The sequence below is a fragment of the Lysobacter enzymogenes genome, from assembly GCF_900106525.1.
In the GTDB taxonomy this organism is placed as follows: Bacteria; Pseudomonadota; Gammaproteobacteria; order Xanthomonadales; family Xanthomonadaceae; genus Lysobacter; species Lysobacter enzymogenes.
In genome coordinates, this window is the sequence record NZ_FNOG01000007.1 from 113,128 (window position 1) to 126,951 (window position 13,824).

A 13,824-nucleotide genomic window follows, 5' to 3' on the forward strand; every position below is an offset into this window, starting at 1 on the left:
TCGAGGCAGTAGTGGTGGTTCATGGGCGCGTACAGTAGCGACGCGTGGATGATCGAGCAAGCGCCACCGTTCTGAGATCCCATTCGGGCAGCCCAGACGGCTCTGAATCGCGCAGGTTCTTGTGGGCAATCGTCAGCCGTTCTGCGGAACGAGGTTCGCACATCCTGTTCGCAAGGAGCGGGGAAAGCGAAAGCTGAGTGCCGTGATATCTTTCTTTATGCACGCTGCATAAAACATGCCGCCGGACCGCGCGGACATTGAGCGGCGCCGCGTGTAGACGAGTCAACATGACTCACGTTGGCGCGCGTCGAGTTCGGGAGGTCACAATCATCCTCGTGGTTAGTAGATCCTGCAGCTGATTGAGACAGATCAAGAAAAGATAGCGACGGCGCCCCAAGTGGGCCGAAGCCGTTATAGTGGACTTATGTCAGAGCCTCGCCGCCCGCTTGATCAGCAGGTCGCCCTGGATGCAATCAGTGCGGCATACGATCGCTACTTCGCTGATGTATTTGGCAGCGCCGATGCCGGGGCCCGCCTGCGGTCCGTGGCTCGAAGGCCGATTTCGCTAAACGGAGCAGTGGTTGTTGGGCAGCCCGATCGCACCGACCCGCGACTTCAGGACCTCATCGACGAAGAGCTGGCATCGCGGACTGCCGGCTAAACGCGCGCAATGCCGCAGCAGCTTTCTTTTATGCGCGCTGCATAGAACACGCCATGGAATGGCGCGACGATCGAGCTAAGCCGCATGTTGACAAGGCAATTAGGCCGTCACCATCGGTGCCGAGACGTAAGGATTTTTTGTAGAGAGTTGACCGCAGCTTGGTGATTCGTACTTTGCATATCTTGGTCGAATTATGCACGGCGCATAGAATATGCCGCCGGGGCGAGTGAGGCCGAATCACCCCGAAGCTCCGTCGTCGGGCCGCAGCGTCCACGATGACTGTGGTGCTCTGTCGGCTTGCTGTCGGGCTCTTGTCGTGTTGCCCATGCTTAAGGCTCCCCATACTTCGCCACAGTGAAGACAACGGAGAACGAAATGGACGCCTCTACGAACGCTCAGCAAGTGCGTGTGCTGACGCCTGCCGAGCTGGCCGTGTGTATCAAGTTATTTCGCGAGACGCGGCAATGGTCACAGGAGCAGTTGGCCGCGATCTCCGGCCTCAACGTGCGAACGATCCAGCGGGTCGAGCAAGGATTGTCAGCCAGCTTTGACACCCGCAGAGCGCTTGCCGGCGCATTTGGATTTGAGGACATCGACGCGCTCAACAAGCCATTCACCATTCCGACGGAAGAAGGGATCAAGGCGGAAAAAGATCAGTTCGACCGGGAGCACGTCACCTTAACGGCGCTCCCCCTTGCCACGGGCAAGCAGTTAGCTAAGCTGGCAGAAAGCTGCGCGATGGATTTGTCGGTGCCAGCTTTCGTGCTGACCCGCGAGGCAGACGAAGTTTTCGCGGCGATGGTGGATTTCTTTCGGGAATATCGAGATTGCGCTGACGTGTACAGCGAAACTCAGAAATTTGAAATTTACGACGAGATGCAAATCCATATCGAAGCGCTGAAAGCGCTTGGCGTGTCATTGCGTTACGCAGAACGGAAGATGCAAGTGAAATGGGGTGGTGTTCCGGGCGAAAATCCGGCGCCTGTCAACCTGTTGTACATTGTTGGCTTTCCGCTCGGCAAAGAGCCTGAGCAATTCGCAACGCCAAGATCCGGCGGGATTCGGTTCTAAAGCAGAAAGCGCGGCGCTCCCGTAGATAGATGTTATCGGTTGTGATGCCATCTGTAGCTTCAGCTCAGGTGCATTTCGGTCACGCAGGTCTGATGCCTACTGGCGGCGCGATGCGCTCGCTAATTTCTTGATACACGCGAATCCCAGAATCGACTGCGACCTCTAAGGATACGCACAAGGCAAAGCGTACTTTCCCCTCCAAGATGCCGGCATCCGCGGCACAGTTCACCTTGCAAACAAAGCGATCGCCATCGACATAGGCGACGGCATCTTCGCCCTCAAGAATTTCGTGCTGTACCGTTCCGCGCCGAGCGGCTTTGTCATCGACGCTATTTGTACGCTTCACGCGCAGCTCCGCGCCGGGCTCGGAAATCCAGAGTTTGGCGCGCCGGTACGCATGGTGCTTGGGATTGACGGGGGACATCCAAGCCAGCGTGATGGTGACGCGACGCCACGCGCGCGTACCTGCTAAACCAGGTGGCAGGGGCGCCGAAAACAAGAGCGCCTCTTCTGCCGCCAGCTCGCCAAATCCCAATAACGTTGCTCGCTGCTCCGTACAGGTAATCGCCCGCTCGACATCAAGCGGGCCGTGGCCCAGCCATCGCGTAACAAAATCCTTTTGAGCGATGCGCCGACGATTGGTGTCGGTAATCGCATGAAGGTCGGGACGACTGTCGAGCAACCGCGTCGATAGGTCGCCCCAGGACGCGCCGTGAACCAGCAAGGCTTTCAGCAGTACAGCGTCATATTCAAGGCCGGGGCCGTTCTGAAGCTGAGCACGTAAGGCCTCGAGCATGTCGTAGGTTTGGGCGGCCGCTCGGCTGGTTAAGGCGGCAGCGTTGCTGGTGCCTCGACAATAGGTTGTCTCAGACATGCCGCCTGCCTCAGGCAGCGCAGGAGTTGCCGTTCGGTGCCCCGGTTTGGCACTCAACATGGCGAGCTCCACAACGGTCTCTTGCGGGACTCCTATGAATTGCTCCATATGCAGGACTCGCCCGCCTGGCATGAGGACGTCGGGCTTGATGGCGCGCCGATAGCCATGGCCGACACGCGACAGCGGACTAAGCCCTCTCTGGGCAAACAAGTCGAAACGATTGGGAATCGCGATATTGGGAGAATCGTCCGCGTGCAGCGCTCCTACCGTAAGCGCATTGATGGACTCGGCGGGTGCCATCAGGCGGCGGTCGGCATTTGCGCGAATCAGCGCAGCGAACGCCAGGGTCTCGCGAGCCATCGGCGTCATGTCGGCAAGTGAGCCTCTCGGCGTTTCCAACTTTAAAGGCGATGGATCGTTGCCGGCGCTTACGATGAATAGCACGGAGTAACGATGAGAAAGCCAGTCAAGCAATCGCGCCCATGGGGACATTTCGCGACCGAAGATACGATGGCTGTCGCCCAACGATAGGTTGATGACTCTGACGGTGGGAGCAGTGGGCGGCTGACCTGCATCGCCCTCGAAAATTCGTTTGACCGCACGATGGATGAGATCGATCAGTAGTACGTCATTTGGTGTCTGCTCCCGGCGCCGCTGATGAAAGCCATCGTTTGGATCTGGACGCATGATGGGACGGACATAGAGCTTTCTTTCCAGCGAGGCGTGGCCGCCGTCTAATTCCCCGTGCAGAATCAGAGACGCCATCGCAGTGCCATGCATGCGATCTTTGGCCTCGTACCCAGCTTCCCACCCATCCGGGTCGTCTATGATGAGGCGATCTGCCAGAAGTGCGTGATTGCTTAGTGGGAGGCCGTCGAACAATGCAATGACTGGCGGGCGCTCCGATGCGGGGCGGTCATCCTCGATAGCGGATGTCTCTTGTTCCATAAGGCCGTCCGTCATGGACTGACCTTTGGGGCGGAAGAACATGATGCGGTCCGAGAGAAGAAGCGCTGGCACTTCCCCTGCTAGAACCCTCTCGATCGCCTCAGTTGGCAGTTCGACAAGCAAACCGTGGTAAGCGATGTCGCTGATCAGCGCGCTGCTGAGTACTCGTCCTCCAAGTTGACGGACCAATGCCTCAATTTCAGCGCGAGCAGACGTGTTCTTGGTTGCCGCGGTGAAATGCCAAGCCTCGATTTCAAAGCGAGAAACATCTTGGCCGCTTCCGACTTGATCCTGCCAGTAGATGCGAACATCGGTTCCAACGCGGTCGTTTACATCCCATGGGCGAATAGTTCGCAGATGTGCAAAGACGCGCTTGAACGGAGCGAGGCCGCGATCAAACTTACCGGCGGGATCCTGCTGGTAGCGATTCCATAGGCCAATCAACTGGGCCAATGCTTCTTGATTGCTCCCGAGCAAATAGAGGCGGCCGGAAAGCAACTCCGCTCGCTTGTTCTCTTCCTCGGAGTAGAAATCTTCATCCTGCGCGATCTGATCTTCCGCCAACTCGAACAACCATTCGAGTCCTGGCACGAGTCTGACCGCTCTAGCGAAATCGGCTACAGAGCCGACCACCTCCAACACAAGGACCAACTCTGGGTTTTCCAGAGGGGCGGTTTGCTGGAGCTGGATGCGTTTGGCCTCAAAGGCCTGTTGCAGGGTGGCGAGTTGCGGAGCGATGCGAGCGCGCTGCCGGTCAATGCCCGGCACATTCACCCCTCCGGCGCCCCCTCCCAACTTGCTTCGTTCTGCTTTCGCCCGGCTCGGAAAGAGCAAGAGGGGGTAGTGTCCGTTCGGCATCCTTGTCCGTACCCCTGAAGGTTACGTGGATTGATCAACCGTGAACCGGGAGCGCCATTGTTTCAAACGCTCAGAGACGATCTGTTTTAGGTTGGCGTTAGGTAGTGCTAGTACATAGCGCCTCTGGATATCCTCGCAGAATTGCTCGAGGTCCGAGAAATTGACGGCGGGGAGCTTGGCCGCCAGGGTCTTGGGGGCCATTCCCAATGGGGTGCCCAGCTTTTCCTGCAGGCGGACAAACCACTTTTCCTTTTGCGCTTCGGTCGGCGCGGACATCTCCAGTCGCAACTGGAATCGCCGCCAGACCGCGCGATCCAGCAACTCGGCATGGTTGGTTGCTGTGACCACGACTACATGGCTGGGAAGCGCATCGATCTGCAGCAGAAGCGAGCTGACTACACGCTTGATTTCACCCGTTTCATGCGTATCGCCTCGTTCCTTGCCGAGAGTGTCGAACTCGTCAAAGAAGAGGACGCATTGATGGGTACGCACAAAGTCGAATAGCCTTTTCAGGCGGCCGCTTGTTTCGCCCAAGAAACTTCCAATCACCGCTTCGTAGCGCACTACGAAGAGAGGGGTCATGAGTTCATGCGCTAGCGCTTCGGCTAACGACGTTTTGCCATTGCCAGGGGCTCCGGACAGGAGCAGGCGATGCCGCGGCTCCAAACTATATGAACGCAGCAAATCACGCCGATGCTGCTCTTCGATCAGTTCTCCGCACGCTGCCCGGACGGCGTCGGCCAAGAACAATGAGTCGAGCGTCCTGCGAGGCTCGATCTCATAGAGGAGCCCACCATGGCCTCCATCGTAGGAACGCACGACCTCTGGCGATCGTGGACGCGCTTTCCCTTCGCCAAGGTTCTGGACGAGTCGATCAGCTAATTGGTGGTGTTGTTTGGCGCGTTCTTCCGCGGCCATCGCTTCCACGGTCGTGCGCAGAAGCTGCTGGTCGCCTTCGCTTCCAGCTTTCACCAAACTGACGATGAGATCTGCTCGCGACATGGCGCCTCACTTGGGACCGGGCAATGTTCGTCTAGGTCCGCAATCCTGTCTATGAATCGTGTCTATGAGCTGTTCGGAGGAAGGCATTCCAGCAGCTTGGCCTCCCACAGTTTGCGACTATTATGATCATATCATAAAAATGATAATATTGAAAAATGCAAACCCTACCGAAGCTCAGCTTTTGCCTTACAGAGGAGGAGGCCCGGACGGTTGATGAGGCCAGGAAGAGGCTTGGGAAGCATGGGGTTCTCCGAAATCGGAGCGAGGTCATCCGAGTCGCTATCGCATGCCTGCAGCAGCTGGACGATGAGGCGCTTCAGGTCGCCGCCGAAAGGACCCCGCAGTTGAGGCCGGGGCGCAAGCGCAAGGGCTCCGAAGGCTAGCCGGGCGGCCTGGCCGCTCGCGCCCAATCGATCATTTCTAAATATTTGATATTTATAGTGTTTCTTTGGCGGTCAGGAGCGTGCTGACATAGTTAGTAGCCGCTGACACCGTTATTGCAGTTGCTGCCACCGTTAACGCAACTCGACAATTCCGTAGCTAAGTAATTGATCTAAAACGGATTGCGTATCGCCAGCGAGGACGCCGCGACATTGCGCCCACAGCCGCCCGGGTACATTCCCGCGGCCTGAACGCGCGCTATCCGCAGGCCTTCTTCGCCGTTCTACTGCCGCAACACTGCGGAACTTCCCCCACCTTTAGCAGTCCGATAGGCCGACTGCTAAGATCGCTGCCATGACCTCTATCGCCCAATCCCAAGCTCTTGTCGCCAACAACCTGCCTGTGCCCAGCGCGCTCGGTTCGCTGGACGCATACATCGGCGCAGTGCACCAGATCCCGGTGCTCACCGTCGAAGACGAGCAGGCGTTGGCCCGCCGCTTCCGCGACGAGGAAGACCTCGACGCGGCTCGCGAACTCATCCACTCCCATCTGCGCTTCGTGGTCCACGTGGCCCGCGGCTACAACGGCTATGGCCTGCAGATCGGCGACCTCATCCAGGAAGGCAACATCGGCCTGATGAAGGCGGTCAAGCGCTTCGACCCCGAACAGGGCGTGCGCCTGGTCTCCTTCGCGGTGCACTGGATCCGCGCCGAGATGCACGAGTTCATCCTTAAGAACTGGCGCATCGTCAAGGTCGCCACGACCAAGGCCCAGCGCAAGCTGTTCTTCAACCTGCGCAAGAGCAAGAAGCGTCTGGGTTGGATGAACGCCGAGGAAGTGAGCCAGGTCGCCAAGGACCTCAACGTCTCCGAGCGCGAAGTGCTGGAGATGGAGTCGCGCCTGTCCGGTCGCGATATCGGCTTCGACGCGCCCAGCGACGAGGACGACGATCACGCGCCGCCGTCGCCGGCCGCCTACCTGCGCGCCGACGCCGAAGACCCCTCGCAGAGCTACGAGCGCGAGGACGAGGAAGACAACCAGCTCGGACTGCTGCGCGAAGGCATGGCCGGCCTGGATGCGCGTTCGCGCGACATCATCAAGCGCCGCTGGCTCGACGCCGACAGCAAGGTCACGCTGCAGGAACTGGCCGACGAGTACGGCGTCAGCGCCGAGCGCATCCGCCAGATCGAGGCCAACGCGCTGAAGAAGATGCGCGGTCTGTTCGCGGCATAAGCGCAGCGGATCGGAAACGACGAACGGCCCGGGGCGACCCGGGCCGTTTTGTTTTTGCGGCGTGCGATTGCGCTTCTCGATGGCGCCGCGCATTCCGGCGCCGGCCCGCATCGCGGCCGGCCCCGTGCGCCGGACTCAGCTGCCGACGCCGTTCTTTTCCAACGCCTTCTCCAGCCGTCGATACAGCGCCTTGAGTTGCGAATGCGAGCGCAGGTCGCCGTAGCGCACGCTCAGGTCCAGGCTGCGGGTTTCGGCTTGCAGCACGCGCGCGACGTCGGCCGCCGGCGGATCGCCGGCGCCGGCGCGATAGACCGCTTCCAGCATCGGGTACAGCGGCGCGTGCGGAAAATCCTGCGCGGCCTGGACCAGCATCGCCCGGTATGCCGGATCCGGGGCGACGCCGGACGCCGGCTCGGCGTGCTGGACCCGGCTCAGCGCGAAGCGTTCGTCGCGGTAGCGCTTCCAGCCCAGTTCGTCGCTCTGCGCGAGGCCGGCGGCGTCGCCGGCGCCTTGTTGCAGGTAAGCCAACACGCGCAGCGCTTGCAGATCGTCGTGACGGCCGCCGGCGCGTTCGCGCAGCACGCCGGCGTGGCGGGCGAGCAGGGCGGCGAAGTCCGGCGGCTGGTCGGCGCGCGCGACCCAGCGGCCCAGCGCGACCAGGCCCAGCGCCGAGCTGGCCGGATACGGATGGCCGCCGACCAGCACGCCGCAGCGGTCGAGGTCTGCATAGCCGAAGGGCTGCGCCTTGTCGCGCAGCTTCGGCCACAGGCAGTCCCACTGCTCGCGTTCGGGCGATCGCTCGCGCCATTGCGCGCGCGCCAGTGCGATCGCCGCATCCTGCGCCGAGGGCTGCGGCGCGTGGTTCCACCAATCGGTGCGCCAGTCGAACGAGCGCGCGAGCAGGCGTTCAAGCGCGTCGCGGTCGCCGCCGGCGGCGCGGCGATACTCCTGGTCGAAGCGGGTCAGCTCGGCCGGGCCGCCGAACACTTCGAACGACATTTTCTCGGCGCCGACATGATGGTTGTCGATATCGGCGGCGCGCACGATGTCGACCGCGCCGCGCAGATCGCCGCTGGCCAGATGGCAGTAGGCGGCGATGTAGGCGGCTTGGTCGGGAATGCCGATGCGGCTGGCGCGCAGGCGTTTCCACAGCGGCAGCGCGGCGGCGCATTCGTCCTTGCGGGTGTAGTGCAGGGCCAGTTCGTAGAGGATTTCCGGCTGCTCGGGCTGCTGCGCGTCGGCGCTGCGGTGCAGGCTCAGCGACGCGTCCGGTGCGAGCGACCAGAGCATGTTGCCGATGGCGAAGCGGCGCGGGGCGCCGCCTTGTTCGGCGTAGGCGACCAGTTCGGCCACGGCCTGGTCGAGCCGGCCGGAGAACTGCAGCGGACGATGGCGTTCGTTGAACCGGTCGGCGGCCTCGCTTTCGGCCTCGACCTGGGCCATGAAGTCCTCGGCGCTCGCAGCGCGCGGTGCGGCCGCGGAGCTCGCAGCGGGCGTGGCCTCGAACTCGCGCTTCACCGCGGGTTTGGCCGGTTCCTGTCCCGAGCACGCGGTCGCGGCCAGGATCAGCGCAAACAAGACGACGCGGCGGCGAAACGGCAGTGCGGAGCGATGGCGGTGGTGCGGATTCATGCGGTCCTCCCCTGACCCGGCGCGGCAGCGCGCCACGAGCGCGCCAGACTAAACCAACCCGCGCGCCGCGCAAGACGCGGATATCGGCGCCGCGGCGGCGGCTCTAAGGTGGCGTCGTACCCACTAACGGACTTCCCGCCATGCACGCTTACCGAATCGACGGCCTCATCCCCGAACCCTTCGCTCCGCTGTTCGCGCTCGACGACCAAGCGCTGCGCGCCCACGGCATGCGCCGGGTCACGGCCGACTCGCCCACCGGCTATCCGTGCCGGGTGTCGCTGGACGAAGCCGCGCCGGGCGAGCGCCTGTTGCTGCTGACCTTCGAACACCACGCCTGCGACGGTCCGTACCGCGCCAGCGGCCCGATCTTCGTGCGCGAAGGCGTGGCGCGCGCGCCGACCCTGCACAACCGCCTGCCGGCGATCCTCGCCACGCGCCATCTGTCGCTGCGCGCCTACGACGCCGACGGCTGGATGCTGCACGCGCGCGCGCTCGAAGGCCGCGAGGCCGAGGCGGCGGTGCAGGAACTGTTCGACGATCCGCGCGTGGCCCAGATCCATGCCCACAACGCGCGCTACGGCTGTTTCCTGTGCCGGATCGAACGCGACTGATCGAACTGGTTTGATCGAATGAGTTCGATCGAATGGGTCTGGCCGAACGCGCCGGATCTGCGATGCCGCTTGCCGCTGCGCCCGCGTGAGCCGTTCCGCCTGCGTTTTGCGAGTACCCCCAACGAGCGTTCGATGCCGCCGCTTCCCCACAAGGCGGCTCAAGCGTTCGTGCCCGCTGCCGGCGTCCACGGACTGCCGGCGCGGCCATTCGCGGTTGCGTCCGCTTGCAACTTCGTCGCCGTCGCGCCGCGCCGGCGGATGAGAACTGCAAGCCGCGTCGCATCGCCGTCGCTCCGCGGTTGCCGGCGCCCGCGCGCCGGCCCAAGACTGCAGCGCCGGTTGCGCGACGCGCCGGCGGACAAAACCAAAGGGAGGGGGTCATGGATGTGAGCAAGATGCTGATCGCGGCGGGCTTCGCCGCCGCGTTGTCGCTGTCGCCCGCCGCGCCCGCGCGCGCCGGCGATCTGAGCGGCGCGCAACTGACGTGTTATGTCGATACCTACGCCTTCGACGTGCCGCAGGCGCAGTGGTGCCACAGCACCTGGACGCCGGGCACCGCCAACAATCCGTCGGTGGCGTTCTTCGAAGTGGCCGGGCTGCCGGCGGGCAGTTACAGCTATGCCTGGACCGACCTGGAAACCGGGCAGACGCCGTCGGGCTGCGGCAATGTGCAGTATTGCCTCGTTCCGATCGCCACCGAAACCCGCGGCGACGGCGAAGCGCGCTTGCGCGTGGTGGTGACCGACCTGGCCACCGGCGCGCAGCGCACGCTCGACGCGACCGCGTACTACTGGGATGGCTACACCTGATCGCCCGGAGCGGGCCGGCGTGCGCGCCGGTCCGCTTCGCCGCGCTGGCCGGGCGCGCGCCGCAGCGCGCCGTACGTTCATCGGACAAGGAGAGTTTCATGCGCATCAACGCAGCAATCGGCCTGAGCGCGGTCGCGCTCGCGCTGGCCATGGGCCACGCCGAACCGGCCCACGCCGGCAATGTCGGCAACGCCGGCATGGAGTGTTATGTCGACACCTTCCGTTTCGACATCGCGACCGCGGATCAGTGCACCTCGCTGTGGGTGCCCAACGGCGCCCACGACCCGTCGGTGGCGGTGTTCTCGGTGACCGGCCTGCCGGCCGGCAACTACAGCTACGTCTGGCGCAACCTGGAGAACAACGCCATCGTCGCCAGTTGCGCCAACCAGTCGGCGTGCGCGGTGCAGATCGCCACCGACCGCATGGGCGACGGCATCGCGATCCTGCAGGCCACGGTGACCGACCTGGACACCGGCGCGAGCCGGCAGGTGCAGGCGACGGCGTACTACTTCGACGGCTACACCTGAGCCGCGGCGGCGCGTAGCGGCGAATGCACAGGGCGCCCGCGGGCGCCCTGTTTTCTGCGGCCGGTGCGCGCGACCGCGGCCGGCGCGCGCCTGCGCATCATCGCTCGTTCGAATCCTTCAACAGCCGGCGCAAGGTCTCGACCGCATCCAGGCAGTCGCGCGGTTCGCCGCCGACGTGCCGCTTCCACAGCGCGGCTGCTGCTGAGCGATGGCCCGCCTGCAACTGGGTGCGGATCTCTTCGCGTACGGGTGACGGCAGCCCGCGCCATTGGCGCAGCGGCAGCGGGCAGGGTTCGCCGAAGCGCCCGCTGGGATCGCGTTCGAGCAGTTCCGGATGCAGCGGATGCAGGCGCCGGGCGTCGCCTGCGTCGGCTTCGCTCGCGCAGGCCAGCACGGGCGTGACTGCCTCGGGCAGATCCCAGCCCAGGGCCAGCGCGGGATAGTCGAGCAACTGCGCCAGGTTGTAGATCGCCAGTATCTGCGCGGAACGCACGACGCCGCTGAGATCGTGCGGATCGGCGCCGGCAGCGAGCAGGCGTTCGAGCGCGGCGGCGTCGATGATCGGAAAGCCGTCGGCCGCCTGCGTGCGCCAGCGCTCGATCCACTGCGGCGCGGGTTGGGCTTCGTCGACGACTTCGCTCCACAGCCCGTGCGACAGCAGTTCGTGGACGAGATCACGCAGGTCGCCGGCGCGTGCGGCCTGCGCTGCGCGCTCGGCGCGTTCGGCCGGAATGCCGAGTGCGCGCAGGTGTTCGGGATCGATCATGGGACGGCCCTGTGCGGGGTGTGCGGATGCGCGTCGAAGGCCGGACTGGCGGCGCGGCGTTGGCTTCGCCGCGCCGCCGTAGCTCAGTCCTCGCCGTCCTTGTCGGCCTTGGCCTGCGCATCGCCCGCGCCGCCGAGGATGATGCGTGCGTGGCGTTGGTAGGTGTAATACGCCCACGACCAGTTGAGCATCACGATCAGGCGGTTGCGGAAGCCGATCAAAAAGAACACGTGCGCGGCCAGCCAGAACGCCCAGGCCAGGAAGCCGGAGAAGCGCAGCCCGCGCAGGTCCACCACCGCGGCGCGGCGGCCGATGGTGGCGAGGTTGCCGAAGTCGGCGTAGCGGAACGGCGCCGGCGCCGGTTTTCCCAGCACCTGCGCGCGGATGCTCTGGGCGACATGGCCGCCCATCTGCTTGGCCGCCGGCGCCACGCCGGGCACCGGCTTGCCGTCGGTCTGCTGCAGGCTGGCCAGGTCGCCGGCGATGAAGATCTCCGGATGGCCGGGCACGCTGAGGTCGGGCAGCACCTGCACGCGGCCGGCGCGGTCGCGCGGGGCGTCGAGCAGCGCACCCAGCGGCGAGGCGGCGACGCCGGCGGCCCACAGCACCGTGCGCGCCGGAACGAATTCGGCGCCCAGGGTGTAGCCGTTGCCGTCGATCGCGCCCACCGGCGTGCCGGTGGAGACTTCCACGCCGAGCCGCTGCAACTGCGTGCGGGCCTTTTCCGACAGCGATTCGGGAAAGCTCGCCAGCACCCGCGGCCCGGCTTCGATCAGGCGCACCCGCGCCTTGGACGGGTCGATGCGGCGGAACTCGCGGCGCAGGGTCTTGTGCGCGATTTCGGCCAGGGTGCCGGCCATCTCCACGCCGGTCGGGCCGCCGCCGACCACGGCGAAATGCAGCCAGGCCTCGCGCTCGGCTTCGGTCTGCGCCGCTTCGGCGCGTTCGAACGCGAGCAGCACGCGGCGGCGGATGTGCAGGGCGTCGTCGAGCGTTTTCAGGCCCGGCGCGTGCGCGGACCATTCGTCGTGGCCGAAGTAGGCGTGGGTGGCGCCGCTGGCCAGCAGCAGGAAGTCGTAGCCGATGCGTTCGCCGTCGGCGAGCGCGACGTTGCGCGCGTCCGCGTCGATGCCGACCACTTCGCCCAGGCGCACCTCGACGTTGGCCTGCTTGCGCAGGATGTGGCGCAGCGGCGCGGCGATGTCCGGCGAGGACAGGCCGGCGGTGGCGACTTGATACAGCAGCGGTTGGAACAGGTGGTGGTTGCGGCGGTCGATCAGGGTGATGCGCACCGGCGCGGAGGCCAGTGCGCGGGTCGCCCACAGTCCGCCGAAGCCGCCGCCGACGATGACGACATGCTTGCGGGTGTCGGACATGGCGCGCTCCTCATCCGTTCAAGCGTTGGGCAAGCAGGTCTTCGAGCTTGCGCTGGTCGGCGGCGAAGCGGCGGATGCCGTCGGCGAGCTTGTCGGTGGCCATCGCGTCCTCGTTGTGCTGCCAGCGGAACGCGGCCTCTTCCAGGCGCGGGCCCGGCGCGGCGCGCTCGCCCGCATCGATGAGCGCGCGCGGCACTTCGCCGTCGCTGCCTTCCAGCTCGCCCAGCAGTTCCGGCGAGATGGTCAGGCGGTCGCAGCCGGCCAGCGCCAGCACCTGGCCGACGTTGCGGAAACTCGCGCCCATGACCACGGTCTGGTAGCCGTGGCGCTTGTAGTAGTTCCAGATCTGCGCGACCGATTGCACGCCCGGGTCGTCCTGCGGGGTGGCCGGCTTGGCCGCGCCGTTGGCCAGGTGCCAGTCGAGGATGCGGCCGACGAAGGGCGAGATCAGGTACACGCCGGCCTCGGCGCAGGCCACCGCCTGGGCGAACGAGAACAGCAGGGTCAGGTTGCAGTGGATGCCTTCCTTTTCGAGCTGCTCGGCGGCGCGGATGCCTTCCCAGGTGGAGGCGATCTTGATCAGCAGACGCTCGCGGCCGATGCCGGCCTCGGCGTACAGCGCGACGATGCGCCGGGCCTGGGCCAGGGTGGCCTGCGTATCGAAGCTCAGGCGCGCGTCGACTTCGGTGGAGACGCGGCCGGGGATCAGCTTGAGGATCTCGCCGCCGATCGCCACGGCCAGGCGCAGGCCGGCGTCGGCGATGCGCGCCTGGCGGTCTTCGCCCGTGGCCTGGGCGACGGCCGCGTCGATCAGTGGCGCGTAGGCCGGAAGGCCCGCGGCCTTGAGCAGCAGCGAGGGATTGGTGGTGGCGTCGAGCGGGCGGAAGCGGGCGATGGCGTCGATGTCGCCGGTGTCGGCGACCACGGCGGAGAGTTGGCGCAGTTGTTCCAGACGGTTGCTCATGGGGGGGCTGGGTTCTGTCGTTTGGTATCCCGGGCATTTTCGCCCATCGCGGTTAGCCCGTCATGAAGCCGGCGCTATCTTCTGACTGCCGGCTTTCGAAAGCGGGCCGCG

Annotated in this window: 11 protein-coding genes; 5 read left to right on the forward strand and 6 right to left on the reverse strand. The window is 64.9% G+C overall.

What is annotated here, in order from left to right; translation table 11 throughout:
• Positions 1-1,036: 1,036 nt before the first annotated feature.
• A complete protein-coding gene (locus BLU84_RS17810) occupies positions 1,037-1,732 on the forward strand; it encodes a helix-turn-helix domain-containing protein (protein WP_074870500.1) in 696 nt (231 codons plus the stop codon).
• 79 nt (positions 1,733-1,811) lie between these two features.
• On the opposite strand, the gene BLU84_RS17815 is transcribed toward BLU84_RS17810, so the two are convergent.
• Positions 1,812-4,322: a S8 family peptidase gene (locus BLU84_RS17815; RefSeq protein WP_170849197.1), complete on the reverse strand. Its 2,511-nt coding sequence runs from the start codon at positions 4,320-4,322 to the stop codon at positions 1,812-1,814.
• 111 nt (positions 4,323-4,433) lie between these two features.
• Positions 4,434-5,414 carry an AAA family ATPase gene (locus BLU84_RS17820; RefSeq protein WP_074870504.1) on the reverse strand — a complete coding sequence of 327 codons (981 nt, stop codon included), beginning with the start codon at positions 5,412-5,414 and terminating at the stop codon, positions 4,434-4,436.
• A gap of 735 nt (positions 5,415-6,149) precedes the next feature.
• Here BLU84_RS17820 and rpoH point away from each other — a divergent pair.
• Positions 6,150-7,028, forward strand: coding sequence for an RNA polymerase sigma factor RpoH (gene rpoH, locus BLU84_RS17830; protein ID WP_074870508.1), 879 nt, complete (start codon positions 6,150-6,152; stop codon positions 7,026-7,028).
• 135 nt (positions 7,029-7,163) lie between these two features.
• Here rpoH and BLU84_RS17835 read toward each other — a convergent pair whose 3' ends face one another.
• Positions 7,164-8,660 (reverse strand): hypothetical protein, encoded by a 1,497-nt coding sequence (locus BLU84_RS17835; protein ID WP_074870510.1) that lies wholly within the window; start codon positions 8,658-8,660, stop codon positions 7,164-7,166.
• Between the two features lie 140 nt (positions 8,661-8,800).
• Here BLU84_RS17835 and BLU84_RS17840 point away from each other — a divergent pair, with 140 nt between their 5' ends.
• The 3 genes from BLU84_RS17840 (at position 8,801) to BLU84_RS17850 (ending at position 10,607) form a co-directional block, all read left to right on the forward strand.
• The gene (locus BLU84_RS17840; protein ID WP_074870512.1) at positions 8,801-9,271 is read left to right on the forward strand and encodes a DUF1203 domain-containing protein; all 471 of its coding nucleotides are present in this window, start codon (positions 8,801-8,803) and stop codon (positions 9,269-9,271) included.
• A 380-nt stretch (positions 9,272-9,651) separates the two neighbouring features.
• Positions 9,652-10,080: a hypothetical protein gene (locus tag BLU84_RS17845; protein WP_074870514.1), complete on the forward strand. Its 429-nt coding sequence runs from the start codon at positions 9,652-9,654 to the stop codon at positions 10,078-10,080.
• Positions 10,081-10,178: 98 nt separating this feature from the next.
• Positions 10,179-10,607, forward strand: a complete 429-nt coding sequence (locus BLU84_RS17850) for a hypothetical protein (protein WP_074870516.1) — start codon at positions 10,179-10,181, stop codon at positions 10,605-10,607.
• 97 nt (positions 10,608-10,704) lie between these two features.
• Here BLU84_RS17850 and BLU84_RS17855 read toward each other — a convergent pair whose 3' ends face one another.
• The 3 genes from BLU84_RS17855 to tal all read right to left on the reverse strand — a co-directional run bounded on the left by BLU84_RS17855 (position 10,705) and on the right by tal (position 13,713).
• Positions 10,705-11,373, reverse strand: coding sequence for a hypothetical protein (locus BLU84_RS17855; protein ID WP_074870518.1), 669 nt, complete (start codon positions 11,371-11,373; stop codon positions 10,705-10,707).
• Between the two features lie 83 nt (positions 11,374-11,456).
• Positions 11,457-12,749 carry an NAD(P)/FAD-dependent oxidoreductase gene (locus BLU84_RS17860; protein ID WP_074870520.1) on the reverse strand — a complete coding sequence of 431 codons (1,293 nt, stop codon included), beginning with the start codon at positions 12,747-12,749 and terminating at the stop codon, positions 11,457-11,459.
• 10 nt (positions 12,750-12,759) lie between these two features.
• Positions 12,760-13,713, reverse strand: a complete 954-nt coding sequence (gene tal / locus BLU84_RS17865) for a transaldolase (protein WP_074870522.1) — start codon at positions 13,711-13,713, stop codon at positions 12,760-12,762.
• Between the last annotated feature and the right edge of the window lie 111 nt (positions 13,714-13,824).

What these genes read in the sequence shown, in the direction of transcription:
- BLU84_RS17855 (WP_074870518.1), bottom strand. Translation starts at nt 11,373, where the DNA reads ATGATCGATCCCGAACACCTGCGCGCACTCGGCATTCCGGCCGAACGC.
- tal (WP_074870522.1), bottom strand. Translation starts at nt 13,713, where the DNA reads ATGAGCAACCGTCTGGAACAACTGCGCCAACTCTCCGCCGTGGTCGCC.
- BLU84_RS17845 (WP_074870514.1), top strand. Translation starts at nt 9,652, where the DNA reads ATGGATGTGAGCAAGATGCTGATCGCGGCGGGCTTCGCCGCCGCGTTG.
- BLU84_RS17820 (WP_074870504.1), bottom strand. Translation starts at nt 5,414, where the DNA reads ATGTCGCGAGCAGATCTCATCGTCAGTTTGGTGAAAGCTGGAAGCGAA.
- BLU84_RS17835 (WP_074870510.1), bottom strand. Translation starts at nt 8,660, where the DNA reads ATGAATCCGCACCACCGCCATCGCTCCGCACTGCCGTTTCGCCGCCGC.
- BLU84_RS17810 (WP_074870500.1), top strand. Translation starts at nt 1,037, where the DNA reads ATGGACGCCTCTACGAACGCTCAGCAAGTGCGTGTGCTGACGCCTGCC.
- rpoH (WP_074870508.1), top strand. Translation starts at nt 6,150, where the DNA reads ATGACCTCTATCGCCCAATCCCAAGCTCTTGTCGCCAACAACCTGCCT.
- BLU84_RS17860 (WP_074870520.1), bottom strand. Translation starts at nt 12,749, where the DNA reads ATGTCCGACACCCGCAAGCATGTCGTCATCGTCGGCGGCGGCTTCGGC.
- BLU84_RS17850 (WP_074870516.1), top strand. Translation starts at nt 10,179, where the DNA reads ATGCGCATCAACGCAGCAATCGGCCTGAGCGCGGTCGCGCTCGCGCTG.
- BLU84_RS17840 (WP_074870512.1), top strand. Translation starts at nt 8,801, where the DNA reads ATGCACGCTTACCGAATCGACGGCCTCATCCCCGAACCCTTCGCTCCG.